Genomic DNA, 24,749 nt, shown 5'->3' with positions numbered 1-24,749 from the left:
ACCGTCGGGCGGGCCTGAGCGTTTTCCCGTGGCCGCACAGTCTGCCCCCTCTCCTTGGGATCGCAACAGCCGTCGCCGCCGGCCGGGGGCGCTTGTCCTCGCGCTGGTCGTCAACGCGCTGATCCTCGTGGGCCTGCTCTCGCTCGCGCCGAAGATCGCTGACATGGCAAAATCCGGCACCAAGAGCTTCAAGCTGATCAACGTCACTGACGATCAGGGCAAGGAGGAGAAGAAGCAGGCGCCGCGCCAGCAGCGGCAGGCAGCGGAGGAGCGCCCGGCTGAGGTCAAGCCGCCGCCGCCCGTCGTGCTGCCCCCGCCCCCGGTCGCGCCGCCCAATGCGCCGCCGATGCCGCCCAACATGATCATCATGTCGCGGCAGGACTTTGCCTCGACCGACATCTCCAAGATGGCGCGATCGGCACAGTCGGGCACGCAGACGGCGCAGAACGGCCAGGGCGGCGCGGATTCGGAGGAGGTCGGCCAGGGGCCGAACGGCGAGCAGCTCTATGCGGCGGACTGGCATGTCCGCCCCCGGGGTAACGAATTGGCCTTCTACATGCCCAAGAACCGCCGGGGTTCGGGCTGGGGCGAGATCATCTGCCAGACCATTCCGGACTATCGCGTCGACAATTGCCGCCAGCTCGGCGAATCGCCGCGCGGCTCGGGGCTGTCGAGTGCGCTGCGGCAGGCGGCCTGGCAGTTCCGCGTCAAACCGCCGCGCGTGGGCGGGCGATTGCTGGTCGGCGCGTGGGTGCGCATCCACTATGATTTCTACGACGGCCGCAGCGAGCAGCAGCAGCCGTAAGGGCTGTCTACGCTGCCCGGATCAGCACATCCGCCATCCGGTTTAGCGGTGTATCGATGCCATGCGCCGCGCCCAGCCGGGCGATCACGCCATTGCGCGCGTCGGCCTCGGTCGGGCGGCCGGCCAGCCGGTCGGCGTGGATCGAGTTGATCGAATCGGCCGGGCCGGCGCGGTAGCCCGCGACCACTTCGTCGGCGAGCGTATCGGGCAGGTCGGCGCCTTGGGCGCGGCCGACCGCGATGCATTCGCGGACCAGCGCGCGCATCAGATCGGCAATCTCTTCGTCGGCAGCGATGCCCGAGGGCTTCAAGGTCAACGCGTTGACCGCGCCGGCGCAGTTCACCGCCAGCTTGCGCCACGCAGCGGTCGTCCAGTCGGCGGTCGTCCGCACCTCGATCGGGCTGTTCGCGAACAAGCCCGCGAAGGCGTCGCCGCCTTCGCCGGCCGGCACGATCATCCCGCCGGTGCGCCGCTGCACCACCACGCCGGGCGCGCTGCGCTCGGCGGGGATGTCGACGATCGCCGGCACCAGCCGCTCCGTGCCGATGGCCGGGAAACGCGCGCGATGCTCGACACCGTTCTGCAGCACCGCCACGCGCGTGCCCTCACCCACCAGCCGGTCGAGCCAGGCCTGCGCGCCCGCGGCATCATAGGCCTTGGTGATGACCAGCGCCCAGTCGACCGGCGTCGCCGCGGCGGGATCGGTCAGCAGGTGCGGCGTGCTTTCCAGCACGCCCGCCGGCGTCTCGACGCGCAACCGCTCGAAGGGCGTGCGCGCGCACAGCACCACGTCCAGCGCCGGATCGGCGATCAGCCAGGCCGCCACCGTCGCACCGACCGCGCCGGTGCCGACCACCGCGACTTTCGTCATCCCTCGGCGCTGCCCGGCAGCTCGAACAGCGACTTGTACTGGCGCGGCTGCGAGCGGAGATACTGGTTGGGCGCGTGAACATGCGCGCCGAGATGCGCCGCCGCATGCCACGGCCAGCGCGGATCATAGAGAATGGTGCGCGCCAGCGCGATCAGGTCGGCGTCGCCGGTCGAGACGATCGCCTCGGCCTGCTCATAGTCGGTGATCAGGCCGACCGCGACGACCGGGATCGAAACCGCCTGCTTCACGGCCCGTGCGAGCGGCACCTGATAGGAGGGGCCGACCGGGATCGCCTGCGCCGGGTGCAGCCCGCCGCTCGACACGTGGATGGCGGCGCAGCCGCGCGCTTCCAGCGCCTTGGCGAAGGCGATGGTGCCCTCGGCATCCCAGCCGCCTTCCACCCAGTCACTGCCCGAGACGCGCACCGTCACCGCCTTGTCCGCCGGGAACGCGGCGCGCACCGCATCGAACACCTCAAGCGGGAAGCGCATGCGGTTCTCGAGCGAACCGCCATATTCATCCTCGCGGCGGTTGGAGAGCGGCGAGAGGAATTCGTGGAGCAGATAGCCATGCGCGACATGGATCTGCACCGCATCAATGCCCAGCCGCGCCGCGCGCTTCGCCGCTTCGGCGAAGGCATCGCGCACGCGTGCCAGCCCCGCCGCGTCCAGCGCGTGGGGCGCGACATCGCTGTCGTTGAAGCCGATCGCCGAGGGGGCGACGGTCTGCCAGCCATTGGTGTGATCGGGCGCGATCTGCGCGCCGCCGAGCCAGGGCAGGTCGGTCGAAGCCTTGCGGCCGGCATGGGCGAGCTGGATCGCGATCGGCATGTCAGACCAGCGGCGCACGCTCTCCAGCGTCTTCGCCATCGCCGCCTCGGTCGCATCGTCCCACAGGCCGACATCGGCATAGGTGATGCGGCCTTCGGGGACGACCGCGGTCGCCTCGATCGTCAGCAGCGCCGCACCGGACAAAGCAAGATGGCCGAGATGAATCTGATGCCAATCGGTCATACAGCCATCGACCGCCGAATATTGGCACATCGGCGCGATGACGATGCGGTTGGACAGGCTGAGCTGGCCGACGGTCAGCGGTTCAAACAGTTTCGGTCCGGCCATGAAAATCTCCCGAGCACATTTCGCAGGTGCGAAATAGGCATGCATACGCACGCCACCAAGATGTCCGGACCGATCGTTTTACGCACTTGCGTTGTTCAATGCCGCAACATCCTCGTCGCTGAGCGCGATCTCCGCCGCGCGCGCGAACTCGGCAACCTGTTCAATGCGGGTGGCGCTTGCGATCGGCGCAGTCACTGCCGGCTGTGCGATCAACCAGCCGAGCGCTACCTCGCCCGGTGTCGCGCGATGACGCGCGGCGACTTCATCGAGCGCGGCGAGTGTCGCCCGCCCCCGCGCGTCGAGATATTTGGCGACCCGGCCGCCGCGTGTCGACTGGCCGAGATCTGCCTCGGACCGATATTTGCCGGTGAGGAAGCCCGAGGCGAGGCTGAAATAGGTGACGACGCCGATCTCCTCCGCTTTGCACAGATCCGCAAGCGCACCCTCGAACCCCGCACGCTCGACAAGGCTATATTCGGGCTGGAGCACATCGTAGCGCGGCAGATCCTGCTCCCGCGACACGCCCAGCGCTGCAGCAAGCTGGTCGGCGGTGAAGTTGGAGGCGCCGATCGCGCGGATCTTGCCCGCCGCGATGAGCTCGGCATAGGCGGTGAGGGTCTCTTCCGCTGGCGTCGCCGGATCGAAGGCGTGTGAGAAATAAAGATCGATCGTCTCAACGCTGAGCCGCATCAGCGACCGTTCGACACCCTCGGTGATCCAGCGCGCTGAAAGCCCCTTCTCGCCCGGCGGGCCCATGTCCATCCCGACCTTGGTGAAGATCGTCACCCGATCGCGCATGCCAGGCCGCGCCTTCAGCCATTTGCCGATGATCGTTTCCGATTCGCCACCCTTGTTACCCGGTACCCAGCCCGAATAGACGTCCGCGGTGTCGATGGCGTCGAAGCCATGGTCGACAAAGGCGTCGAGCAGCGCGAAGGATTGCGCCTCGTCCACCGTCCAGCCGAACACATTGCCGCCGAACACCAGCGGCGCGATCGAGAGGCCTGTCCGGCCGAGCGCGCGTTTCTGCATTTCCGCCTCCTTGTCACCCGGTAAAATCACACGATACCCCGAGGAGCGCCGCCAAATCCAAGTCACACTTGCATTCGTTACGATTGCGAAGCTTTCACTTTCCATTGGTGCCGCGATCCGCTTGAAGCGCCGCGTGTTACCCGTTAATATGCTTGTCTATCCCGCGTGGGGGGATGGTTGTGGTCGTAAATGAATCACTGGCGGCGCCGCAAGTGGCAGCCGCTGTCGAACGTCGATATCGTGTTGGCATGGAACGCCTGTTAAAGGCGGTTCAGGAGCTGTCGCTGGCGCGTGACTTGGATGCGGTGCAGCGCATCGTTCGCACCGTGGCGCGCGAGCTGACCGGCGCCGATGGCGCGACTTTCGTACTCAATGATCGCGGCGATTTCTGCCATTACGCCGATGAGGATGCCATCGCGCCACTGTGGAAGGGGCATCGCTTTCCGCAGGAAACCTGCATCAGCGGCTGGGTGATGCGCAACCGCAAGCCCGCGGTGATCCCCGACATCTATCAGGATTCCCGCATCCCGCACGCCGCCTACCGGCCGACCTTTGTGAAAAGCATGGTGATGGTGCCGATCCGTACGCTCGATCCGGTGGGCGCAATCGGCAATTACTGGGCGGAGACGCATCAGCCGACCGAGATCGACGTCAAGCTGTTGCAGGCGCTGGCCGACGCGACCTCGGTCGCGATGGAGACGATCTCGGTCTACGCAGAGCTTGAGGATCGCGTTCGCACGCGCACCGAGGAACTGGTCCGCGCACATGGCGAGATCCAGCAGCGCGCGATCACAGATGAACTGACCGGGCTGCTCAACCGCCGCGGCTTTTACGAGGCGGCGCAGGCCGCGCTTGGCGCACACCTGCCGGTGCTGCTCGCCTATATCGATGCGGATGGACTGAAGCAGGTCAACGATCGGCTGGGCCACGCGGTAGGCGATGCAATGCTGGTCGATCTGGCGGACGTGCTGCGAACCAGCCTGCGCTCCACGGACATCGTCGCGCGCATGGGCGGCGACGAATTCTGCGTGATGATGATCGAGCCAGAAATCGACGGCGATGCGTTGCGCGCACGGCTGGTCAAGCGGATCGACAGCCGCAACGCGACCTCTGCCCGCGCCTATCGCCTGTCCGCCAGCGTCGGCTGCATCGAGGTGGGCGCGAGCACGATCGCGGATCTCGACCATTGGCTGATCGAAGCCGATCGCCGGATGTACGCGGAGAAAGCAGCGCGCCGCATGCAGCGGCACTGACCGCGCACGATCAGCAGCGCGGGTGGCTCAACCGCTGGTGCCGGCGGACAGACCAGACCGTCCACAAGGTCGAAGCCAGCACGACGAACGAGACACCGAATCCCGGCACGAACTGCCCGATGACGAAGGAGACCGCCGCGATCAGCGCGGCGACGGCGATATAGACCCACATCGGCAGCATGGCGCGATCCCCCTGTCCTGTGCGGAGCAGCGTAACCTGCGACGGCCGGCCTGTCGATCGGATCAGTGCGCCGCCACCGGCCCCAGATCCTCCCACGCAACCAGCCGGTCGATCAGCACCATGCCCGGCGAGACGCCGAAATGCCCATAGCCCTCCAGGGGCTTGCGATTCATGTCGGTCGCCGTGCGCCCAACGAAGCGCAGCCGATAGACATGGCTGCGCTGCGGCTTGAAATCGAGCGGAAGCACGCTGTCCTTGTCCATCGACAGCCAGACGCGATGCGGCCGCCCCTCCAGGGCGGCGAGTGACGTGACGCCCTCATGGAAGGATGAGCCCTCGAACTGGTTCACCCACAGGCCGGCTATTTCGCGAGGCGGGTCGAAAGCCTCTCAGGATATAGACGTGAACGGCGACGCCGTTCTGTGTCTCTTTCACATAGCAGCGCTCTTCCTTCGGCGCCTGCCGCGGCGGCGGTGCTGCGGCTTGCAGCATCAGGATGGGCAAGGCGAACGGCATCATCGCGTCTCTCCCTTTCGCGATCATGGCGGGGGGGGGGGGGGGCGGGTGCCGACAAGCGAACGCCGCCTTCGCGTTTTCCGATATTATCCCAGCAGATGCACCGCCAACCACACCGTCGGCTGGTGCTCGGCCGTCCACGTCACCCAGTGCTTTGCGCCGCCGGGCACCAGCATATATTCGCCCGGCGCCAGGCTGCGTTCCGGCTGGCCTTCCACCAGCACGCGCGCCGCGCCGGAGACGATCATCACCCATTCGTCATGCGATTGCAGATAGGGCTGGTCGGGCGGCGTCGTGTGGCCGTTGGAAACGATGCGTTCGATCAGCACGTCGGGGCGGCTGAGCAGCGCTTCGAAGCGCTCCGCCTCGCCGCCCGCGCCGCTCATGCCGCGCGGCCGGTCTGCCAGAGCAGAAAGGCGAATTCCTCGGCGGTTTCACGCAGCGAGTCGAAGCGACCGGACTTCCCGCCATGGCCGGCGCCCATGTTGGTCTTGAGTAGCAGCACATTGCCGTCGGTCTTGCTGGCGCGCAGCTTCGCGGTCCACTTCGCCGGTTCCCAATAGGTCACGCGCGGATCGTTGAGGCCACCGGTGATCAGCATCGGCGGATAGGGCTGCGCGGTCACATTGTCGTAGGGCGAGTAGCTGCGGATCAGGTTGAAGGCGGCTTCATCCTCGATCGGGTTGCCCCATTCGGGCCATTCGCCCGGGGTCAGCGGCAGATCGGGATCAAGCATGGTGTTGACCACGTCGACAAAGGGTACGTGCGCGACCACCGCCCCCCACAGGTCTGGATCCGAATTGACCACGGCGCCCATCAGTTCACCGCCCGCCGAGCCGCCCGAGGCGGTGATCGCGCCCTTCGCGGTATAGCCGCGTTCGATCAGCGCCTTAGCGACATCGACGAAATCGTTGAAGGTGTTGGTACGCTTTTCCAGCTTGCCGTCGAGATACCATTGCTGGCCGAGATCGTCGCCGCCGCGGATATGCGCGATCGCATAGGCGAAGCCGCGATCGACCAGCGAGAGGCGCGCGGTCGAGAAGCCGGGCGGGATCGCATAGCCATAGGCGCCATAGGCATAGAGGTGGAGCGGCTGGCTGCCGTCGCGCGCGAAATCGCGGCAGTGGACGATCGAGACCGGGATCATCGTGCCGTCCCGCGCTTCGATCTCGATCCGCTCGGTCACATAGGCCGACGCGTCATAGCCCGAGGGGATTTCCTGCACCTTGAGCACGGTCTGCGCGGCGGTGGCGACGTCATATTCGACCACCGTGTCCGGCGTGACCATCGACTCGTAGGAAAGGCGGAGCGTGTCGACCTTATATTCCGGGTTCTCGTCCAGCCCGGCGACATAGCTCGCCTCTGGGAAGGCGATGCGCCTCGGTGCACCCCCCGCATAATCGCGCAGTTCGATCTGATCGAGGCCCTTTTCGCGGCCCTCGACGACGTAGAAATCAGCGAAGGTCGAAACGTCCGTTAGGTAGAAATCGCGCGAGGGTGCGATCAGTTCGGTCCATTCGCCGGGCGTCTCGACCGGCGCGGTGACGAGGCGGAAATTGGTGTCGGTGTCGTTGGTGCGGATGAACAACGTACCGTCATGCTCTTCCACCTCATACTCCACGCCGGGCACGCGCGCGCGGACCAGCACCGGTTCGGCATCCGGATCGGTTGCCGGCAGCAGCCGGATTTCGCTCGTCACATTGTCGCCGGTCGCGACGAGGATCCACTTGCGCGAATGGGTCATGCCGACGCCGGCCTGGAAGCCGTCGTCGGGCTCCTCATACATCACCCGATCAGCGGCGGCATCGGTACCAAGCCGGTGCAGCTTGATCGTGTCGATCCGCCAATTATCGTTGACCTGGCCATAGAGGAGCGACCGGTTGTCCTCCGCCCAGACGATGCCGCCGAGCGTGCCCTCGATTAGATCGGGCAGCGTCTCGCCCGTCACCAGATCGCGGATGCGGATGGTATAGCGTTCGGAGCCGTCATCATCGACGGCATAAGCGAGCAGCCGATCGTCGGCGGTGATGTCCATCGCGCCGAGCTGGAAATACTCCTTGCCCTCGGCGAGCGCGGTCTCGTCGAGGATCAGCTCGTCGGGGCCGCCCGCCACCGGACGCCGCCACCATTTGCGATATTGCGCGCCGATCTCGAACGAGCGCCAGTAGAGATAGTCGCCATCCTTTGAGGGGACGCTGGCATCGTCTTCCTTTATGCGGCCCTTCATCTCCTGGAAGAGCGTCTCGATCAGCGGCTGGTGCGGCGCCATCGCGCTTTCGAACCAGTCATTCTCGGCCTTGAGATAGGCGAGGATCTCCGCATCCTTCACGTCCGGATAGCCGGGGTCGCGCAGCCAGGCATAATCGTCGGTCCAGCTCACGCCGTGCCGTTGATTGGTCTGCGGCTTGATCGCGGCGACGGGCGGCTTGGCATCGGTCATGAAGGCGCTTTCCGGAGGAGGATGTGGGGCGCGGACCGCTGGCCTCAGGACGAGCGCGGCCCTATGTTGGGCGCCATATCTGGATACGGGAAGTGTGTATGTCCACCCATGAGGCGCGCCTGAAGGCGTTGCGCGAACAGCTGCTCCACGATCGGCTCGACGGTTTCGTCGTGCCGCTGACCGATGAGCATATGAGCGAATATGTTGGCGCCTATGCGCAGCGGCTGGCTTGGCTCACCGGTTTTCAGGGCTCGGCGGGCGCGGCGGTGGTGCTGCCCGAGGCGGCGGCGATCTTTACCGACGGCCGCTATACATTGCAGGTGCGCGAGCAGGTCGACGGCAATCACTGGGCCTATGTCGGCGTGCCGGAAACCAGCATTTCTGACTGGCTGACGGAGCATGCCGCCGATGGCGCGCGCATCGGCTATGACCCCTGGCTGCACACCAGCGACTGGGTAGCGCAGGCGACCAAGGCGCTCGCCGCCAAGGGCGCGACATTGGTCGCGGTCACCGCCAACCCGATCGACAAGGTTTGGGCGGATCAGCCCGAACCCTCCGACGCCAAGCTGCTCGTCCAGCCCGACGAACTCGCCGGCAGGAGCTCGGCCGAGAAGCGCCACGAGATCGCCGAATGGCTGGTGGCGCAGAAGGCCGAGGCAGCGGTGCTTTCCGCGCTCGATTCGATCGCCTGGACGTTCAATGTGCGCGGGCAGGATGTCGATCGCACGCCGGTCGCGCTGGCCTATGCCATCGTCCATGCCGATGCGACCGCCGACCTGTTCGTCGCGACCGAGAAGGTCGACGACGAGGTGGCGCTCCACCTCGGCAACGGCGTGCGTCTGATGGATCGCGACGCGTTCGAAACCGGGCTGGAACGGCTGGCGGGTAAGCGCGTCGCCGTCGATCCTGAGCGCGCGGTCGCCGCGATCTTCGAGACGCTCGACAAGGCGGGGGCGACGGTGCTGGCGGTGCGCGATCCCGCGGTGCTCGCCAAGGCGATCAAGAACCCCGCGGAGATCGCCGGCCACAAGGCGGCGCAGGCGCGCGACGGCGCAGCGCTCAGCCGCTTCCTCCACTGGCTGTCGATCGAGGCGCCCAAGGGCGGCATTGACGAGTTGAAGGCCGCCGCGAAGCTGCGCGCCTTCCGCGAAGAAACAGGACTGCTGCGCGACCTGTCGTTCGACACAATCTCGGCGGCCGGACCGCACGCCGCGATCCCGCACTATCGCGTCGACGAGGCGAGCAACCTGCCGCTGGAGATGGATCGCATTTTCCTGATCGATTCGGGCGGCCAGTTCGCCGATGGCACCACTGACGTCACCCGCACGGTGATCGTCGGCACGCCGACCGCGGAGATGAAGGACCGCTTCACCCGCGTGCTCAAGGGCCATATCGCAATCGCCACCGCGGTCTTTCCCGAAGGCACCAATGGCGGCCAGATCGACGGGTTCGCGCGGCAATATCTGTGGGCGGCGGGGCTCGATTATGCGCATGGCACCGGCCACGGCGTCGGCGCCTTCCTGTCAGTGCATGAAGGCCCGCAGCGCATCGCCAAGCCGAGCTATCCGGGCGGCGGACCTTCCGAGCCCTTGCGCGCCGGCATGTTTCTCTCGAACGAGCCCGGTTATTACAAGGCTGGCGATTACGGCATCCGCATCGAGAATCTGGTGCTGGTGGAGAAGCGCGAAATCCCCGGCGGCGAGCAGACCATGCTGGGGTTCGAGACCCTGACCTTCGCGCCGATCGATCGTGCGTTGATCGACGTGGAATTGCTGAGCCCGGCGGAGTTGGCGTGGCTCAACGATTATCACGCGCAGGTGCTGGCGCTGGTCGGGCCGCAGCTTGAGGGTGAGGCGAAGGCATGGCTGGAAGAGGCCTGCGCTGCGATTTGATTGCGATCTGAGGGCGTGCGGCGCTCTCGCGCCGCACGCTCGCTGCGCGAGCGCAACCCCTCATCCAACTTTGTCTAATTCGCTTCGCTCATAAGGCTTCGTATCCTTCTCCCCCAAAGGGGAGAAGGTTCAGGTTCTAGAAGCTCATCTCATCATAGACCCGCGAAAGGTCGCCGGCCCAGGCGCCGTGATAGCGTTCCAGCAGCACCTCGGCGGGCACCTTGCCGCTGGCGACGACTTCGCGCAGCGGATCGAGGAAACCATTCTCGCTGTCCCCCGCTCCGTTCAGGCGGCCACGCGCGGTGAGGCCGGCGCCGGCGATTTCGAGGATGCGGGGCGCGAGGTCGCGCAGCTTGCCGCCCGGGACCGGCGCGTCGAGGCCGAGCTTCGGCACCGAATCGCGCAACGCTTGGCGCTCTTCGAGCGTCCAGTGCTTCACCTCGTCCCACGCGGCGTCGAGCGCGGCCTGGTCGTAGAGCAGCCCCACCCACAAGGCCGGCAGCGCACAGATGCGGTTCCACGGGCCACCATCGGCGCCGCGCATTTCGAGGAAGCTCTTCATTCGCACTTCGGGGAAGGCGGTGGAGAGATGATCCGACCAGTCCGACAGCAGCGGCTTCTCGCCCGGCAGCGCGGGCAGCCGGCCTTCGAGGAACTCACGGAAGCTCTGCCCGGCGGCGTCGATATATTTGCCGTCGCGGAAGACGAAATACATCGGCACGTCGAGCGCATAGTCGCGATAGCGCTCGTAACCGAAGCCGTCCTCGAACACGAAGGGCAGCATGCCGGTGCGCGCCGGATCAGTATCCGACCAGATATGGCTGCGATAGCTGAGGAAGCCGTTGGGCTTGCCTTCGAGGAAGGGCGAATTGGCGAAGAGCGCGGTCGCCAGCGGCTGGAGCGCCAGGCCGACGCGGAACTTCTTCGCCATGTCCGCCTCGCTCGCATAGTCGAGGTTGACCTGGATGGTGCAGGTACGCAGCATCATGTCGAGCCCGAGGCTGCCGACGCGCGGCATATGGCGCAGCATGATGTCGTAGCGGCCCTTGGGCATGATCGGCAGTTCGGCGCGGGTCTTGTCCGGCCACAGGCCGAGGCCGAGGATGCCGAAGCCGAGCTTGTCGCCAATCTCCTTCACCTGCTTCAGGTGACGGCCGGTCTCAGCGCAGGTCTCGTGCAGATTGTCGAGCGGCGCGCCCGACAGTTCGAGCTGGCCGGCAGGCTCCAAGCTGACATTGCCGTCCGGCCCGGAAAGCGCGATGATGTTCTCGCCCTCATAGATCGGCTCCCAGCCGAACTTGGTGAGCGCGATCAGCAGCGCGTGGATGCCGCCCGGTTCCTCATAGCTGGGGGCGCGATGATCGGCCTTCCAGTAGACGAATTTCTCGTGCTCGGTGCCGATCCGCCACGCGGATTTGGGCTTCTCTCCCTTCGCGAAGACACGAAGCAGGTCGTCGAGAGTCTCGACGACAGGGTCTTTTTCCGTGGAAACCGTCCGCGTGCTCATGGCGGGCCTCTAGCGAGCGATCAATGGCTACGCCAGTAGCATTAGACGCCCTATCTCTTGATGTGACGGGGCTTATTCGTTCGCCCAGTCCCCGTTGACCGCCATCCACACCCCCGTTGCGGCGATTGCCGCGGTCTCGGCGCGCAGGATACGGGGGCCAAGCGACACGGCCACCGCGCCTTTGGTGGCGCGGATGCGTTCGCGCTCGCCATCCTCGAACCCGCCCTCGGGACCGATCAGCAAGGCCGCCGGGCCGGCATGCGCGCGCGCCGCCTCGGCCATCGGCACCCCGCCCTGCTCATCGGCGAAGAACAGCGCGCGATCGGCGGGCCAGGTGTCGAGCAACGCGTCGAGCGCGACCGGCTCGGCGAGTTCGGGCAGGCTGGTGCGGTCGCACTGCTCCGCCGCCTCGATCGCGGCGCTGCGCAGCCGATCCGCCTTGAACTTGTCGATCACAGTGCGGCGGGTGACCACGGGCTGGATCCGCGCGACGCCAAGTTCGCAGGCCTTTTCCACCACCAGATCGATGCGCCCGCGCTTGAGCGGGGCGGGCAGCAGCCAGAAATCGGGGACCGCCTCGCGCGCGCGGAGATGATCGGAGACTGTGAGCAGCAGGTCACGCTTGCCCGCGGCAGCGGCGATCGCCAGCCATTCGCCGCTGCGATCGTCGAACAATTTCACCGGGTCGCCATCGCCGACGCGCATCACCGTGCGGAGATAGTGCGCATGCGCGCCGTCGATGCGCAGCTGCGCTCCTCCGGCGAGGGGCTCGTCGACGAACAGGCGCGGGGTGGAGCGCGGCGGCCAGGCAGGAGTGGCAGGCATCGCGCGATGCTTGCCGTGGGAAAGCCGGGAAGTCGACCACCAAACCTTCTCCCTTTGAGGGTAAGGATACGCAGCCCTATGAGCGAAGCGAATTAGGCGAAGTGGGATGAGGGATTGCGCTCGCGAAGCGAGCGCGCGGCGCGAGAGCGCCGCTCCCTCTCCCAGCTCCGACTAGGGCCCGCAAAGGGGCGGACCCAAGTCTGCGCAACCCTCTCCCACGAAGGGGAAAGGGTTCATTTCGCAATCATGCCCTTCAGCGTTGCGATCAGATCCGCTTCCTCCGCGGGCTTGTCCGTCCTGATCCGCGAGATCCTTGGAAACCGCATTGCGATGCCCGACTTGTGCCGCTTCGACTCGTGGATCGAATCGAACGCCACCTCCAGCACCAGCTGCTTTTCCACCTCGCGCACCGGGCCGAAGCGGTTGACCGTGTTGTTGCGCACGAAGCGGTCGAGATCCTTCAGCTCGGCGTCCGTAAAGCCCGAATAGGCCTTACCCACCGGCAGCAGTTCGCCGCCCTCCTCCGGCGGCGCGGTCCAGCAGCCGAAGGTATAGTCCGAATAGAAGCTGGAGCGTTTGCCGGAGCCGCGCTGGGCATACATCATCACGCAATCGGCGGTCAGCGGATCGCGCTTCCATTTATACCACAGCCCCACCCGGCGGCCGCCGACATAGGGGCTGTCGCGCCGCTTGAGCATCACGCCCTCGATCGCCGCATCGCGCGCCCCGGCGCGGATTTCGCCGAGTGCGTCGAAGTCCTCCGCCTCAATCAGTTGCGAGAGATCGAAGCGCGCCGGATCGAGGCGGGGCATGAACGCCTCCAGCCGCCTGCGCCGCTCGGTCCAACCCAGCTCGCGCAGATCCTCGGCGCCGTCGAACAAGATGTCGTAGAGGCGGACGAAAGCGGGATAGTCCGCCAGCATCTTTGTCGAGACCTGTTTGCGCCCCAACCGCTGCTGCAGCGCATTGAAGCTCGCCGCCTCGCCGCCCTGCGCCTCGCCCTTCACCAGCAACTCGCCATCGAGCACCCCTGCGGCGGTGAAGGCGGCCGCGATATCGGGGAAGGCGCCGGTGATGTCGTCGCCGCCGCGGCTGTAGAGCCTTGTCTCACCGCCCACGCCGACGAGCTGGATGCGGATGCCGTCCCACTTCCACTCCGCTGCAAACTCGGCGAGGTCCACCGTGCCGTCCTCAAGCGGATGCGCAAGCATGAAGGGCCGGAACACCGGCAGTTCGGTAGAGCGTGGCTGGTCGCCACGCCCCTCCGCCCAGTCGAACAGGGGCGCATAGGGCGGCTGGAGGCCGTGCCAGACCTCTTCCACCGCATCGACATCGAGGTCGAACGCCTGCGCGAGCGCGGTCTTGGCGAGCCGCGCGGAGACGCCGATGCGCAGCGCGCCCGACGCCATCTTGAGCAAGGCGAAGCGCTCCTCAGGCGTCAGCCGGTCGAGCAGGTCGGCGAGCACCGCAGGCGCATCCGAGCGCGACAAGGTGGCGAGGCGGGTGACGATCGCGGACAGGCTGAGATCGACATCGCCGCTGGGCAGCGCGGGCGGATCGGGCCAGATCAGTGAGACCGTCTCGGCGGTATCGCCGACATAATCGCGGCTCATCCGGAACAGCACCGGATCCACGCGGGCATCGACCATCGCACGGATGATCGCCGGCTTCACCGCCGGCAGGTCGAGCGCGCCGGTCAGCGCTGCCATCGCCCACCCGCGATCGGGATCGGGCGTCGCGATCAGGTAATCGGCGATCAGCTTGAGCTTCGCGTTGCGCGACCGTGTGTAGATCAGCCGATCGAGAAGGGTCGCGAACGCATGCATGGCTCTGTTCGAACCGTATCAGGCGCGTCCGGTTCCCGCATCAGGTGAGCGCCATCCACACCAATCGCACGCCGACCAGCCCCATCAACAGGTAGATCAGCCGGTAGAAGCGCCGCGGATCGATCCGGCGGACCAGCGCGACGCCCGCCAGCGTCGAGAGGATCGCGACCGGCAGCAGCACCGCGGACAGCATCAGATTCTCATGGGTGAACTGGTCGAGCGCGGTGAAGGCGGGCACTTTCATCCAGTTGATCAGTGCGAAGAAGATCGCGGTGGTGCCGGTGAGTGTCGCCGGCGGCAGGCCGCGCGGCAGCACCCACATCTGGAAGGGCGGCCCGCCGGCAAGCGCGATCTGGCTGACGAAGCCGGATGCGACACCGAACAGGCTGCCCACCCAGCCCGGCGAATCGGCCGATGCCGCGATCGCGCCGTGCCGCTCCACCCACATCCGGTGCGCGGCGAACAGGATCGAGATGAGGCCGAGCGCAAGCAGCACCGCGTCGATCGAGACGTGCCGGGCGAGCAGATAGCCGAGCAAGGTGCCGATCGCCGCCCCCGGTAGCATCACCGCGAGGATATAGCCGTCCCAGCTCTTGCGAAACGCCCAGACGCCAACCGCATCCTGCACCAGCATCAGCGGCAGCAATATCGCCGCGCCCTGCACCGGCGGCACCGCCAGCGCGAGCAGCGGGAGCGCCACCGACCCGACACCAACCCAGCCGCCCTTGCCGAGGCCAAGCAGGATCACGGCGGGAATGGCGACCAGATAGAAGAAGGGATCGGTAAGCATCGCCGCCGCATGCACGGCGGCGGCCTGCACGAAAAGCGCAAAACATGTGGACGCCCCCTGCCCCGCCCGCCTGCTAGGCCCATCGGCGATGCGACGGATTCTCCTCACCCTGATCGGGCTGCCGATCCTGCTCGCGCTGGGCGTGATCGGCTGGGGCTATGCGGAGGCAGTGCGCGCGCCGGTGGTCCGCCGCGGTGCGATCGCGCTTGCCGGCTGGCCGGGCGGCGCGCCGCCGTTGAAAATCGCGTTGCTCAGCGACATCCATGTCGCGGGACCGGACATGCCGCCGGAACGGCTGGCGCGCATTGTGACGCAGGTGAATGGAGAGCGGCCCGATCTGGTGCTGATCGCGGGCGATCTGGTGAGCGACAAGCGCGGTGCGACCCGGCTCTACACCCCTGCCGAGGCGGTGGCGCCGCTCGCCGGATTGAGCGCGCCGCTGGGCGTGTTGGCCGTGCTTGGCAATCATGATCATTGGCGCGATGCCGATGCTTTCCGCAGCGCGCTGTCGCGCGCCGGGATCCCGGTGCTCGCCAACGATGCGCTCCGGCGCGGACCGGTCACGATCGCTGGCATCGACGATGACTATTCGCACCATGCCGATGTTGCTGGGACGATGCGATCAGCGCTTGCGCTGGGCGGCCCGGTGATCGCGCTCAGCCACAGCCCGGATGTTGCGCCCGCGGTTCCGGCGCCGGTACCGCTGTTCGCCGGCCACACTCATTGCGGACAGGTCAGGCTGCCGCTGATCGGCCGCCCGGCGACAATGTCGCGCTACGGCGATCGCTTTGCCTGCGGGCTGATTCGGGAGCGCGAGCGCACGGTGTTGGTCGGCGCGGGACTCGGCACCAGCCTGCTCCCGATCAGGATCGGCGTGCCGCCGGAGTTCTGGGTGGTGACGGTGGGAGGATAGCCCCTCCTCTTCAGAGGAGGGGCTGGGATAGAGGAGCGCGCAGCGAGCTTCCGGCAACGCCGGAAAAAGAGCATCAACGGGGCCATCGAACCCCCTATCGCCGCGCCCCACCCCAACCCCTTCGCTAAAGGAGAGGGGCTGAGTGTTTCTCAGCTCCGGCTGGCTTCGAACAGGAACCAGGCGCGCTGCTCGGCCTGGTCGGTCCAGTCGTCGAGGATGCCGCTGGTCGCGTTGTCCTTGGCCTCGTCGACGATGTCCTTCGCTTCGCGCAGCGAGGCGACGAGCGCGAGATTGTCCTCGCGCAGTTCGGCCAGCATGTCGGGCGCACTGACGAACTCGGCGTCATTGTCCTTGATGCGCTGCCGGCGGGCGATGTCGCCGATCGAACGCAAGGTGACGTTCCCGGTCTTACGAACGCGCTCCGCGATCTCGTCGGTGGTGCCGAGGATCTGGGTCGCCTGTTCGTCGAGCATCAGGTGATAGTCACGGAAATGAGGGCCCGAGACGTGCCAGTGGAAATTCTTCGTCTTGAGATAGAGCGCGTAGCTGTCTGCCAGGATGCCGTTGAGCGCGTCCGCCACGGTCATCGCAGCATTGCTCGCGATGTCGGTCGGGGTCTTCAATTTCTCTTTCGGGGTCTTGGCCATTGCCGTTGCTCCAGTCTGGCGGATTCGTTTCGGGCTCAATAACAATCCGTCACGCAATGGTGTCCATCGAAAATGCGGTTAAAGTTTCGATCTTTGCAATCGACCGGGTTGATGAACGATCCGGTATGCGCAACAGGCTGGTGCGCAGCGAATCATAAGGCGCCGGGCTTGACTTTCGGGCGGCTTTGCACCATTGGCCCGCGCTTGAACGGAGCGGCGGCCATCGCCGCTCTTCTCGTTTCAACGGAATCGCATAGAGGTTTTTGGGTCATGGCCAAGCCGACCACTGTCAAGATCAAGCTCGTCAGCACGGCGGACACCGGCTTCTTCTACGTCACGAAGAAGAATCCGCGGACCCAGACCGAGAAGCTGAACTTCCGCAAATATGATCCCGTCGTGCGCAAGCACGTCGAGTTCAAGGAAGCCAAGATCAAGTAAGCGGTGGCGGAGCGCCGCTCCGCTGCTCGCGCGGTCGCGTGCGGCTGCGTTTCCGACTGATCACGTGACCGATGCCGTGCGGCCCTGCCGCGCGGCTTTCGGCGTTTGCACTCACGCTGGCCAAATTCCGACTCGACAGATCGTTAAAAAGTATCGCGTCGGACGCCTTGTCCTCGACAAGCCAGTCCCTTTTTGCCACCCGAAGGCCAGCGGACGACCTGGGGAGCAGCATTCGCCATGAACGATAAGGATCCCAGCCGGGCCGACGATGCAACGGTGCTCGCGCTGCACGCGCTGGCCTGGACGCTGGTCGAGCCCGCCCGCGCCGACCGGTTGATCGCGCTGACCGGGATCGATCCGCTCGATCTGCGCGCCCGTGCCGCCGAGCCGCCGGTGCAGGCCGCCGTGCTTGGCTTCCTCGAATCGCATGAGCCCGATCTGATCGCCTGCGCCGCGGCGCTGGAAGTGAAGCCGGAGGTGCTGGTGGAAGCGCGGCAGAGGCTCGAGGCGTGAGCCGGCCGCTGCTGGTCACCGATTGCGACGAAGTCTTGCTCCACATGGTCGTGCCCTTCGGCCAGTGGCTGGACGAGGCGCACCACATCTCGCTGGATCTCAGCCTCGGCCGATTCGGCGAGGCGATGCGCGAGAAGGACGGCGGCGCGCTGATCGAGGGTGAGCGCGTGTGGGCGCTGCTCGAGGAATTCTTCACCACGGAGATGCACCGCCAATATCCGTTCCCTGGAACGATCGCGGCGCTCGATGCGATTCGCGCCGTGGCGGACATCGTGGTGCTGACCAACATCGGCATCCATCTTCAGGAAGGGCGCGCCATCCAGTTGCGCAGCGCCGGCGTCGATGCGCCGGTGGTCGGCAATCGCGGCCCCAAGGGGCTGCCGCTCGCAAGGATCATCGCCGAATATCAGCCCAGCGCCTGCGTGTTCGTCGACGATATCGGACTTCACCTCGATTCGGCCGCCGAACATGCGCCGATGGCGTGGCGGCTGCAGATGGTGGGCGAACAGATGCTCGCACCGCGCGTGCCGACCGCCGCCAGCGCCCACGCCCGCATCGACGATTGGGCGACCGCCGCGCCTTGGATCCTCGCCCGCTTCGCCGAAGGCCGGGCCGATGCCGCGCCGGCAGGGCTTGACCATGAGGCAGAGGCAATGCTGAAGCCGGCATCATGAACGCGATCGAACAACGCCTCGCCGATCTCGGCATCACCTTGCCCGCCCCTGCCGCGCCGGTCGCATCCTATGTACCGGCTGTGGAGGCGAACGGCCTGCTCCATATCTCGGGCCAGTTGCCGTTCCGCGCAGACGGCAGCCTGATCACGGGCAAGCTGGGCATCGACCATGATGTCGAGCAGGGCCGGCAGGCTGCCGAGCGCTGCGGCGTGATGCTGATCGCGCAGATCAAGGCGGCGCTGGACGGCGACCTTTCGCGTGTCGAGCGCATCGTCAAGCTCGGCGCCTTCGTCGCCTGCGATCCTGAATTCACCGACCAGCCCAAGGTCGCCAACGGCGCCTCCGAACTGATGGTCGCCGCGTTCGGCGATATCGGGCGCCATGCCCGCAGCGCAGTCGGCGTGCCGGCGCTTCCGCTCGGCGCGCCCGTCGAGGTCGATGCGATTGTCGCTGTCCGCCCGGCTTGATCGCTGGCTGGCGCCTGCGCCCGATCCGGCACGGGCCGGCTTCCTCAAGACGACATCCTATGCGCATCGCGGCCTTCATGGCCAAGGGCTGATCGAGAACAGTCGTGCCGCGGCGCGGGCTGCGATCGCCGCGGGCCACGGCATCGAATGCGACGTGCAGGCCGCCGCCGATGGCGAGGCATTCGTGTTCCATGACGCGCTGCTCGACCGGTTGACCGGCGAACGTGGCGCGCTGGCCGACCGCACCCCCGCAGCGCTCGCCGCGATCCGCCTCGCCGGCACCGACGAAACGCTGCCGCGCCTCACCGAGTTGCTCGACCTGATCGGCGGCCGCGTGACATTGCTGATCGAGGTGAAGGCCCGCAACACCCAGGTCGGGAGGCTGTGCCGGTCGGTGCTGGATGCGCTGCTCGGCTATGAGGGGCCGACCGCGGTGATGTCGTTCAACCCGGAGGTCGGCCACTGGTTCGCGGTCAACGCGCCGGGCGTTGTCCGCGGCCTGGTGATGACCGAGGAGAGGGACCATGGCTGGCGCGGCCGGCTGCGCCGCCATGCCGCGCTGTGGCGCGCAAAACCCGACTTCCTCGCCTATGACGTGCGTGATCTGCCCTCCCGCTTCGCCGCCGCGCAGCGCGCACGTGGGCTGCCGCTGCTGACCTGGACGGTGCGCAGCGAGGCCGCGCGCCAGATCGCGGTCGCGCACACCGATGCCATCATCTACGAACGGCCGGTGGCCGGTTGATGGAGTTGCGATGAGCGAAGGCGATCCCGACGAAATCCGCGTGCGCATCGGCCAGGGCGTCGGCGCGTTCGACGCCGATCAATGGGATGCTTGCGCGGGCACCGACAATCCGTTTCTCAGCCACGCCTTCCTGACCATCCTCGAGGAATCGGGCAGCGTCGGTGCCGGCACCGGATGGCAGGCGCTGCCGATCGCGGTCGAGGGGCCCGGCGGCGCCATCGCCGGCGTCGTCCCCTCCTACGCGAAGAGCCACAGCCAAGGCGAATATGTGTTCGACCATGGCTGGGCGGACGCGTGGACGCGCGCGGGCGGTCGCTATTATCCCAAGCTACAGATCGCGGTGCCCTTCACACCGGTGCCTGGGCCGCGACTGCTGCTCGCCGATCCGGCGGCGGCGCCCGCGCTGATCGCCGCGATCGAATCCGTGGTCGATGCCAATGATCTTTCCTCCGCGCACGCCACCTTCATCACGCCGGATCAGATCCCGCTGTTCGAAGGCGCCGGCTGGCTGATCCGCGAAGGCGTGCAGTTCCACTGGCAGAACCAGGGGTTCGACGATTTCGGCGGCTTCCTGGCCACGCTCGCCTCGCGCAAGCGCAAGGCGATCCGCAAGGAACGCGCCGCCGCGATCGAGGGGCTGGAGATCGTTCATCTCAGCGGCGATGCGATCACCGAAGCGCATTGGGACGCGTTCTGGCATTTCTACCAGGACACGGGCGCGCGCAAATGGGGCCGCCCCTATCTCACCCGCCGCTTCTTCTCGCTGCTCGGCCAGCGCATGGCCGATCGCGTGTTGCTGATCCTCGCCCTCCGCGACGGTCAGCCGATCGCCGGCGCGCTCAACCTGATCGGCGAGGATACGCTCTACGGCCGCTATTGGGGCGCGGTGGAGGAAGTGCCCTTCCTCCATTTCGAGCTCTGCTATTATCAGGCGATCGACGCCGCGATCGCGCGCGGCCTTGCCCGTGTCGAAGCCGGCGCGCAGGGCGAACACAAGCTTGCGCGCGGCTATGCGCCGGTGCCGACCTGGTCCGCCCACTACATCCCCAACGACAGCTTCCGCGATGCGGTGGCGCGCTTCCTCAAGGCCGAACGCGCCGAAATGGACCGCGAGATCCAGGAACTCGGCGCCTTCACCCCGTTCCGCAAGGGCGACGGCTGAAGGCGCCCGGCAGACTGCGCCGAACGCGCGGGATCAGTTCGCCGCCGCGTTGCCGCCCGGCATGCCCGGATAGAGCTGCGCGATGCAGACGCTCGCCGCCTTCTGCTGATCCGCGTCGGACAGGTTGGCGAGTTCGGTGGCGCTGCGGCCCTCCATCACCTTCTCCGCAGTGCAGCCGCACAGCTTGGCGAAGTCGATCGCGGTCTGCCCGGCCGGTGCCGCCGAGGTGGCCGACTTGGTGCAGTTCTCGACATATTTCTCGCGGAAGCTCTTCTTGAAACCCTCGTCGAACGCGCTGCCTTCGCCACATGCGGAAAGCAGGACCAGACCGACCAGTGGCGTTATCGCGATGATGCGCATAGATACCCCCTCTTGAACACACGGACCTCAGACGGGGCCGCAGACCGGATTGTAAACGCCCGCCACGCCCGGCGTGGTGTGGCCGCCCACAATGATACGATGAGGAGAGTGCAGCACGCGACGAACCGGGCCGGATCTCTCGAACCCGGCCAACTGTGACCGGGGTCGCTTTCGATCCGCTGCATTTCGTGTAGACGATGCCCGAAAGCGCCGCTCAACAGGGATTTAGGGAATGCAGGAAAATTTGTGGCTGCTGATCGCGATCGCGGTGCTGGCGTTGATCGTGGTCCTGTTCTTCGTGCTGCGCCGCTATGGCAAATCGGGCAAATCGGGTCGCGTCACGCCGCCGGCAGCACGGCTGACCGATCCCGGCGCCGATCCCGATCTCGACGAACGCACCGTGGTGATCCCGGCCGCGCGCGCCTATCGCGCGCCCGCTCCGGTGCCACCGCCCGCGCCGGCGCCCGAACCCGCGCCGTTGCCCGAAATGGCGGCGCCGGCCGGGCCGCCCGACGATCTGTCGCGCATCAAGGGCGTGGGGCCAAAGCTGGTCGCGATGCTCAATGCGCTCGGCATCACCCGCTATGACCAGATCGCAAGATGGACCCCGACCGACATCGCCGCGATCGACACGCATCTCGGCGCCTTCAGCGGCAGACCGACCCGTGACAAATGGGTCGAGCAGGCAGGCTTCCTCGCCAGTGGCGACATCGCCGGCTTCGAGGCGCGTTTCGGCAAGCTCTGAATTGCAATCCGCCCCAAAGCCCTCTCCCGCGAAGTGCGGGCGAGGGCAATTCGGCGTGCATCTCATCGCTGCGCCGACAGCAATCACATGACTACGCCGGCACCCACAATCGCGCCACAAGCCCGCCTTCGGGACGGTTGGCCAGGGTCAGACTGCCACCATGCCCCGTCGCGATCGCGCGGGCGAGGGTGAGGCCAAGCCCCGCACCGCCGGTTTCGCGGCTTCGCGAGCCTTCAAGGCGGGTGAACGGCTCGAACATTCGCTCGATCGCGCCCTCGGGGATACCGGGTCCGCGATCGGCAATCTCGATCACGACGCCGTCTTCGGCACGATCGAGCGCCACTTCCACCTGCTCGCCATATTTCAGCGCATTCTCGATGAGGTTGCGCACCGCGCGCTTGATCAGGTTGGTCCGCACCGCCGCGGTCACCCGCGCGCCGGGTTCGAAGGCGACGTCGTGGCCGAGATCCCGGAAATCCTCGACTGCGGCATCGACCAGCGCGGAAAGATCGACCTTGGTCGGCGGCTCGCTGGGTCGGCCTAGCCTTGCCAAGGACAGGATGTCGTCGAGCGTGCGGTTCATCTCGTCGATGGTCTGCGCCATGCGATTGCGCTCATCCTCGTCGTCGACGCTTTCCGCGCGGACGCGCAGCGAGGCAAGCGGGGTGCGCAGGTCATGGCCGATCGCACCCAGCATATGATCCTTCTCGGCGAGCATCGCGCGGATCCGCACCTGCATCGCCTCGAACGCCTCCATCAGATGCCGGATGTCCGCCGGCCCGCGCGGCTCGAGCGCAGTGGCTGCGCCCGCCGGATCGAAGCTCTCCGCCGCCACCGTCAGTTCCTTGAGCGGCCGGGCGATGCGCCGCACGACCAGCCACACCGCAGCCATGACGACCGCGTAGAGGATCACCGTCTGAAACAGCAGTTCGATGATCAGGCGCGTCTGGCGATCGGGAATCAGGCCATAGCTGGTCACCCAGCGGCCGGGCGTAACCTCCGCCGAGATGATGAGCGCGCGCGGATCGCCATCGCGATCGTTGCGGCCGACCGGGCGCCGATCCCCCCGCTCCGCACGCTCCCGCCGTTCGTTGTCGCGGCGTTCCTTTAGCCGCCGCGCGATGAAGCTGCCGGGCTCGACCTCACCGACTGCGGCTTGAACCTGCAGCACGGCAACGCCGCGGTCCGCAAAGGCATCGCGCGCGCGATCGGCAATATCCGGGCGCGCCCGCATTGCGGGCGAGACCTGACTGGTCGTGTCGATCGAACTCCATCGGCGGATCCGCGCCGAGCGACGTTCACTCGGGCCCTGCACGGCGCCGATCAATCGCTCGATCGCCGGTTCGCTCGCCTGCTGGAAGATCTGGCGATCGCGCTCGCGCAGCAGCAACGCGAAATTGACGGCTTGGGCGAGCAGCAGCGCCATCGCCACCGTCAGCAGGATCTGGCCGACGAGGCTCGACGGGCCGAACCGCCGCAAGCGGCCCGCGCTCACAGCCGCGTCACCTCGGCGGAAAGCGTGTAGCCGCCGCCCCACACCGTCTTGATGAAGGTGGGGTTCTTTGCGTCCGGCTCGATCTTGCGGCGCAGCCGGCTGATATGATTGTCGATCGCGCGGTCGAACGCCTGCGCCTCGCGCCCCTGCGTCAGATCGAGCAACTGGTCGCGGCTCAACACTTGGCGCGGGCGGGTGACCAGCGCCAGCAGCAGGTTGAACTCGCCGGTGGACAGCGGCACCGACACCCCGTCGCGATCGACCAGCGCGCGCTCGCCCGCCTTCAACACCCAGTCGCCGAAGGCGTAGGCATCCGCATCGGGCGCGTGCTGGCGACTGCCACCCGCGGCGGCGCGGCGCAGGATCACCTTGATCCGCGCCACCAGTTCGCGGGGAGAAAAGGGCTTCAGAACATAATCGTCCGCGCCCATTTCGAGGCCGACGATGCGGTCGGTCTCCTCCGTCTTCGCGGTCAGCAGGATCACCGGCGTCTCGCTGGTCTCACGGATGTGCCGGCACAGACTGAGTCCGTCCTCGCCCGGCATCATGATGTCGAGAATTACGAGGTCGATTGCATAACCGGCCAGCCGCTGACGTGCCTGCGCCGCGTCGCCGACATGGGTCACCCGAAAACCCTGTTTGGTGAGATAGCTCGCCAGCGGCTCGCGGATCGAGCGCTCGTCGTCGACGAGCAGCAGATGGGGCGTCTGTTCCATGCGTCACCGGTGATGGGAAAGGAGAAATGAGGCAAGCCCCGCAACGGTGCAGGCACCGGCAGAACTCGCGCGAAAGGGCCGGGAAACGACGAGGATCAGGGCGGACATCGTGCTGCCGGTAAGACGGACGGGGCTGATACGCACCCCGTCCGCCACGGCACTGGTCGGGCATACTCGTCCGACGCCTGAACCACCCAAACGCATCAGCTGCGCTTCGGTTCCCGAGATTTCCAAGTCGCACGAGCAGCTTCGCGCTCGGCCTTGGTGACGACGCCATTCTTGTCGGTGTCGAGCTTGTCGAACATCGCGATCATCGGCGCCTGGAACTCGGCCTTGGTGATCACGCCATCCTTGTTGGCGTCGGCGTGCATCATCATGCCGCCCGGGCCGCCGCGGCCATGATGTCCACGACGCATGCCGTGCCGGCCGCCGCGGTCCTGACCATCGCGATCGCCACGCTCGGCGCGCTTTTCGGCACGCTTTTCCGCGCGCTGGGCGTGCGCCGCCTTCATCTCGGCGAGCGTCACCGAGCCGTTCTTGTCGACATCGAGCCGCTGGAACCGCGCCTCGAGCCGCGCATCCTTCCGCGCCTGGCGTTCTTCCGCGGTGATCTTGCCGTCACCATTGGTGTCGAGCTTCGCGAACTGCTTGTCGGCGCGCGCGATCATCTCGGTACGCGTCCAGTCCGCGTCGCGGCCCGGCCGCTCGGCAGGCTGCGCGACCGCAAGGCCGCTGCCCAGCAAGGTGGCGCCCAGCGCGCCGAACAGGATCATCTTCTTCATGGGAACTCGTCTCCGTAACAGGGAGCGGCTCTACGCGCC

At 66.7% G+C, this 24,749-nt stretch carries 27 protein-coding genes; 11 read left to right on the top strand and 16 right to left on the bottom strand.

The features are described 5' to 3' along the window. Positions 1–28 precede the first annotated feature (28 nt). Positions 29–805 carry a hypothetical protein gene (locus FHS96_RS11540; protein WP_429591048.1) on the top strand — a complete coding sequence of 259 codons (777 nt, stop codon included), beginning with the start codon at positions 29–31 and terminating at the stop codon, positions 803–805. Between the two features lie 7 nt (positions 806–812). Here FHS96_RS11540 and FHS96_RS11535 read toward each other — a convergent pair whose 3' ends face one another. From FHS96_RS11535 to FHS96_RS11525, 3 genes are all read right to left on the bottom strand, one after another. Continuing rightward, a complete protein-coding gene (locus FHS96_RS11535; protein ID WP_429591045.1) occupies positions 813–1,676 on the bottom strand; it encodes a 2-dehydropantoate 2-reductase in 864 nt (287 codons plus the stop codon). Beyond that, on the bottom strand, positions 1,673–2,794 hold the full coding sequence (locus FHS96_RS11530) for an NADH:flavin oxidoreductase/NADH oxidase (RefSeq protein WP_429591042.1): 1,122 nt from the start codon (positions 2,792–2,794) through the stop codon (positions 1,673–1,675). Before FHS96_RS11530 ends, FHS96_RS11535 begins: the two co-directional genes overlap by 4 nt. A 78-nt stretch (positions 2,795–2,872) precedes the next feature. Beyond that, the gene (locus FHS96_RS11525; RefSeq protein ID WP_429591039.1) at positions 2,873–3,826 is read right to left on the bottom strand and encodes an aldo/keto reductase; all 954 of its coding nucleotides are present in this window, start codon (positions 3,824–3,826) and stop codon (positions 2,873–2,875) included. A 248-nt stretch (positions 3,827–4,074) separates the two neighbouring features. On the opposite strand from FHS96_RS11525, the gene FHS96_RS11520 reads away from it, so the two are divergent. Next, entirely contained in the window at positions 4,075–5,079 is a 1,005-nt protein-coding gene (locus tag FHS96_RS11520) for a sensor domain-containing diguanylate cyclase (protein WP_429591036.1), read from the top strand. Between the two features lie 10 nt (positions 5,080–5,089). Here the strand turns inward: FHS96_RS11520 and FHS96_RS11515 are convergent, their stop codons facing one another. The 4 genes from FHS96_RS11515 to FHS96_RS11500 all read right to left on the bottom strand — a co-directional run bounded on the left by FHS96_RS11515 (position 5,090) and on the right by FHS96_RS11500 (position 8,216). Next, the gene (locus FHS96_RS11515; protein ID WP_429591033.1) at positions 5,090–5,260 is read right to left on the bottom strand and encodes a hypothetical protein; all 171 of its coding nucleotides are present in this window, start codon (positions 5,258–5,260) and stop codon (positions 5,090–5,092) included. A 62-nt stretch (positions 5,261–5,322) separates the two neighbouring features. Next, positions 5,323–5,610 (bottom strand): hypothetical protein, encoded by a 288-nt coding sequence (locus tag FHS96_RS11510; protein ID WP_429591030.1) that lies wholly within the window; start codon positions 5,608–5,610, stop codon positions 5,323–5,325. A gap of 252 nt (positions 5,611–5,862) precedes the next feature. Further along, positions 5,863–6,162 (bottom strand): cupin domain-containing protein, encoded by a 300-nt coding sequence (locus tag FHS96_RS11505; protein WP_429591027.1) that lies wholly within the window; start codon positions 6,160–6,162, stop codon positions 5,863–5,865. Continuing rightward, positions 6,159–8,216: a S9 family peptidase gene (locus FHS96_RS11500; RefSeq protein WP_429591024.1), complete on the bottom strand. Its 2,058-nt coding sequence runs from the start codon at positions 8,214–8,216 to the stop codon at positions 6,159–6,161. The genes FHS96_RS11505 and FHS96_RS11500 overlap by 4 nt, the downstream gene beginning before the upstream one ends. 98 nt (positions 8,217–8,314) lie before the next feature. On the opposite strand from FHS96_RS11500, the gene FHS96_RS11495 reads away from it, so the two are divergent. Further along, positions 8,315–10,108, top strand: coding sequence for an aminopeptidase P family protein (locus FHS96_RS11495; protein WP_429591021.1), 1,794 nt, complete (start codon positions 8,315–8,317; stop codon positions 10,106–10,108). 136 nt (positions 10,109–10,244) lie between these two features. Here the strand turns inward: FHS96_RS11495 and FHS96_RS11490 are convergent, their stop codons facing one another. From FHS96_RS11490 to FHS96_RS11475, 4 genes are all read right to left on the bottom strand, one after another. Beyond that, a complete protein-coding gene (locus tag FHS96_RS11490) occupies positions 10,245–11,615 on the bottom strand; it encodes a glutamate--cysteine ligase (protein ID WP_429591018.1) in 1,371 nt (456 codons plus the stop codon). Positions 11,616–11,687: 72 nt separating this feature from the next. Further along, the gene (locus FHS96_RS11485) at positions 11,688–12,440 is read right to left on the bottom strand and encodes a 16S rRNA (uracil(1498)-N(3))-methyltransferase (RefSeq protein WP_429591015.1); all 753 of its coding nucleotides are present in this window, start codon (positions 12,438–12,440) and stop codon (positions 11,688–11,690) included. 233 nt (positions 12,441–12,673) lie between these two features. Beyond that, complete coding sequence (locus FHS96_RS11480; protein ID WP_429591012.1) at positions 12,674–14,266, bottom strand: cisplatin damage response ATP-dependent DNA ligase; 1,593 nt, start codon at positions 14,264–14,266, stop codon at positions 12,674–12,676. A gap of 40 nt (positions 14,267–14,306) precedes the next feature. Next, entirely contained in the window at positions 14,307–15,056 is a 750-nt protein-coding gene (locus FHS96_RS11475; RefSeq protein ID WP_429591779.1) for a sulfite exporter TauE/SafE family protein, read from the bottom strand. A gap of 88 nt (positions 15,057–15,144) precedes the next feature. On the opposite strand from FHS96_RS11475, the gene FHS96_RS11470 reads away from it, so the two are divergent. After that, complete coding sequence (locus FHS96_RS11470) at positions 15,145–15,969, top strand: metallophosphoesterase (protein ID WP_429591009.1); 825 nt, start codon at positions 15,145–15,147, stop codon at positions 15,967–15,969. Between the two features lie 149 nt (positions 15,970–16,118). On the opposite strand, the gene FHS96_RS11465 is transcribed toward FHS96_RS11470, so the two are convergent. Further along, a complete protein-coding gene (locus FHS96_RS11465; protein ID WP_429591006.1) occupies positions 16,119–16,616 on the bottom strand; it encodes a Dps family protein in 498 nt (165 codons plus the stop codon). 270 nt (positions 16,617–16,886) lie between these two features. Between FHS96_RS11465 and rpmG the strand changes: the two genes are divergently transcribed. From rpmG to FHS96_RS11435, 6 genes are all read left to right on the top strand, one after another. Further along, a complete protein-coding gene (gene rpmG / locus FHS96_RS11460) occupies positions 16,887–17,054 on the top strand; it encodes a 50S ribosomal protein L33 (RefSeq protein WP_025294449.1) in 168 nt (55 codons plus the stop codon). A gap of 237 nt (positions 17,055–17,291) precedes the next feature. Further along, positions 17,292–17,567 (top strand): DUF3572 domain-containing protein, encoded by a 276-nt coding sequence (locus tag FHS96_RS11455; protein WP_429591003.1) that lies wholly within the window; start codon positions 17,292–17,294, stop codon positions 17,565–17,567. After that, positions 17,564–18,241 (top strand): HAD family hydrolase, encoded by a 678-nt coding sequence (locus FHS96_RS11450; protein ID WP_429591000.1) that lies wholly within the window; start codon positions 17,564–17,566, stop codon positions 18,239–18,241. The genes FHS96_RS11455 and FHS96_RS11450 overlap by 4 nt, the downstream gene beginning before the upstream one ends. Then, the gene (locus FHS96_RS11445) at positions 18,238–18,708 is read left to right on the top strand and encodes a RidA family protein (RefSeq protein ID WP_429590997.1); all 471 of its coding nucleotides are present in this window, start codon (positions 18,238–18,240) and stop codon (positions 18,706–18,708) included. The genes FHS96_RS11450 and FHS96_RS11445 overlap by 4 nt, the downstream gene beginning before the upstream one ends. Beyond that, positions 18,680–19,450: a glycerophosphodiester phosphodiesterase family protein gene (locus FHS96_RS11440; protein WP_429590995.1), complete on the top strand. Its 771-nt coding sequence runs from the start codon at positions 18,680–18,682 to the stop codon at positions 19,448–19,450. Before FHS96_RS11445 ends, FHS96_RS11440 begins: the two co-directional genes overlap by 29 nt. Before the next feature lie 10 nt (positions 19,451–19,460). Further along, the gene (locus FHS96_RS11435; RefSeq protein WP_429590992.1) at positions 19,461–20,612 is read left to right on the top strand and encodes a GNAT family N-acetyltransferase; all 1,152 of its coding nucleotides are present in this window, start codon (positions 19,461–19,463) and stop codon (positions 20,610–20,612) included. A 33-nt stretch (positions 20,613–20,645) separates the two neighbouring features. Here FHS96_RS11435 and FHS96_RS11430 read toward each other — a convergent pair whose 3' ends face one another. Continuing rightward, complete coding sequence (locus FHS96_RS11430; protein ID WP_429590989.1) at positions 20,646–20,972, bottom strand: hypothetical protein; 327 nt, start codon at positions 20,970–20,972, stop codon at positions 20,646–20,648. Between the two features lie 232 nt (positions 20,973–21,204). On the opposite strand from FHS96_RS11430, the gene FHS96_RS11425 reads away from it, so the two are divergent. Continuing rightward, positions 21,205–21,717: a hypothetical protein gene (locus FHS96_RS11425; RefSeq protein ID WP_429590986.1), complete on the top strand. Its 513-nt coding sequence runs from the start codon at positions 21,205–21,207 to the stop codon at positions 21,715–21,717. Positions 21,718–21,808: 91 nt separating this feature from the next. Here the strand turns inward: FHS96_RS11425 and FHS96_RS11420 are convergent, their stop codons facing one another. The 3 genes from FHS96_RS11420 to FHS96_RS11410 all read right to left on the bottom strand — a co-directional run bounded on the left by FHS96_RS11420 (position 21,809) and on the right by FHS96_RS11410 (position 24,710). Then, complete coding sequence (locus tag FHS96_RS11420; protein WP_429590984.1) at positions 21,809–23,212, bottom strand: sensor histidine kinase; 1,404 nt, start codon at positions 23,210–23,212, stop codon at positions 21,809–21,811. Then, a complete protein-coding gene (locus FHS96_RS11415; RefSeq protein WP_429590981.1) occupies positions 23,209–23,928 on the bottom strand; it encodes a response regulator in 720 nt (239 codons plus the stop codon). The genes FHS96_RS11420 and FHS96_RS11415 overlap by 4 nt, the downstream gene beginning before the upstream one ends. Positions 23,929–24,131: 203 nt before the next feature. Further along, positions 24,132–24,710: an EF-hand domain-containing protein gene (locus FHS96_RS11410; RefSeq protein WP_429590979.1), complete on the bottom strand. Its 579-nt coding sequence runs from the start codon at positions 24,708–24,710 to the stop codon at positions 24,132–24,134. Positions 24,711–24,749: the final 39 nt, after the last annotated feature.

The organism is Sphingomonas zeicaulis, from assembly GCF_050433225.1.
GTDB classification, from domain to species: domain Bacteria; phylum Pseudomonadota; class Alphaproteobacteria; order Sphingomonadales; family Sphingomonadaceae; genus Sphingomonas_D; species Sphingomonas_D zeicaulis.
This window is presented reverse-complemented; position numbering and strand designations above follow the sequence as displayed.

What these genes read in the sequence shown, in the direction of transcription:
- FHS96_RS11535 (WP_429591045.1), bottom strand. Translation starts at nt 1,676, where the DNA reads ATGACGAAAGTCGCGGTGGTCGGCACCGGCGCGGTCGGTGCGACGGTG.
- FHS96_RS11530 (WP_429591042.1), bottom strand. Translation starts at nt 2,794, where the DNA reads ATGGCCGGACCGAAACTGTTTGAACCGCTGACCGTCGGCCAGCTCAGC.
- FHS96_RS11525 (WP_429591039.1), bottom strand. Translation starts at nt 3,826, where the DNA reads ATGCAGAAACGCGCGCTCGGCCGGACAGGCCTCTCGATCGCGCCGCTG.
- FHS96_RS11520 (WP_429591036.1), top strand. Translation starts at nt 4,075, where the DNA reads ATGGAACGCCTGTTAAAGGCGGTTCAGGAGCTGTCGCTGGCGCGTGAC.
- FHS96_RS11515 (WP_429591033.1), bottom strand. Translation starts at nt 5,260, where the DNA reads ATGCTGCCGATGTGGGTCTATATCGCCGTCGCCGCGCTGATCGCGGCG.
- FHS96_RS11505 (WP_429591027.1), bottom strand. Translation starts at nt 6,162, where the DNA reads ATGAGCGGCGCGGGCGGCGAGGCGGAGCGCTTCGAAGCGCTGCTCAGC.
- FHS96_RS11500 (WP_429591024.1), bottom strand. Translation starts at nt 8,216, where the DNA reads ATGACCGATGCCAAGCCGCCCGTCGCCGCGATCAAGCCGCAGACCAAT.
- FHS96_RS11495 (WP_429591021.1), top strand. Translation starts at nt 8,315, where the DNA reads ATGTCCACCCATGAGGCGCGCCTGAAGGCGTTGCGCGAACAGCTGCTC.
- FHS96_RS11490 (WP_429591018.1), bottom strand. Translation starts at nt 11,615, where the DNA reads ATGAGCACGCGGACGGTTTCCACGGAAAAAGACCCTGTCGTCGAGACT.
- FHS96_RS11485 (WP_429591015.1), bottom strand. Translation starts at nt 12,440, where the DNA reads ATGCCTGCCACTCCTGCCTGGCCGCCGCGCTCCACCCCGCGCCTGTTC.
- FHS96_RS11480 (WP_429591012.1), bottom strand. Translation starts at nt 14,266, where the DNA reads ATGCATGCGTTCGCGACCCTTCTCGATCGGCTGATCTACACACGGTCG.
- FHS96_RS11475 (WP_429591779.1), bottom strand. Translation starts at nt 15,056, where the DNA reads ATGCTTACCGATCCCTTCTTCTATCTGGTCGCCATTCCCGCCGTGATC.
- FHS96_RS11470 (WP_429591009.1), top strand. Translation starts at nt 15,145, where the DNA reads ATGCGACGGATTCTCCTCACCCTGATCGGGCTGCCGATCCTGCTCGCG.
- FHS96_RS11465 (WP_429591006.1), bottom strand. Translation starts at nt 16,616, where the DNA reads ATGGCCAAGACCCCGAAAGAGAAATTGAAGACCCCGACCGACATCGCG.
- rpmG (WP_025294449.1), top strand. Translation starts at nt 16,887, where the DNA reads ATGGCCAAGCCGACCACTGTCAAGATCAAGCTCGTCAGCACGGCGGAC.
- FHS96_RS11455 (WP_429591003.1), top strand. Translation starts at nt 17,292, where the DNA reads ATGAACGATAAGGATCCCAGCCGGGCCGACGATGCAACGGTGCTCGCG.
- FHS96_RS11445 (WP_429590997.1), top strand. Translation starts at nt 18,238, where the DNA reads ATGAACGCGATCGAACAACGCCTCGCCGATCTCGGCATCACCTTGCCC.
- FHS96_RS11440 (WP_429590995.1), top strand. Translation starts at nt 18,680, where the DNA reads ATGCGATTGTCGCTGTCCGCCCGGCTTGATCGCTGGCTGGCGCCTGCG.
- FHS96_RS11435 (WP_429590992.1), top strand. Translation starts at nt 19,461, where the DNA reads ATGAGCGAAGGCGATCCCGACGAAATCCGCGTGCGCATCGGCCAGGGC.
- FHS96_RS11430 (WP_429590989.1), bottom strand. Translation starts at nt 20,972, where the DNA reads ATGCGCATCATCGCGATAACGCCACTGGTCGGTCTGGTCCTGCTTTCC.
- FHS96_RS11425 (WP_429590986.1), top strand. Translation starts at nt 21,205, where the DNA reads ATGCAGGAAAATTTGTGGCTGCTGATCGCGATCGCGGTGCTGGCGTTG.
- FHS96_RS11415 (WP_429590981.1), bottom strand. Translation starts at nt 23,928, where the DNA reads ATGGAACAGACGCCCCATCTGCTGCTCGTCGACGACGAGCGCTCGATC.
- FHS96_RS11410 (WP_429590979.1), bottom strand. Translation starts at nt 24,710, where the DNA reads ATGAAGAAGATGATCCTGTTCGGCGCGCTGGGCGCCACCTTGCTGGGC.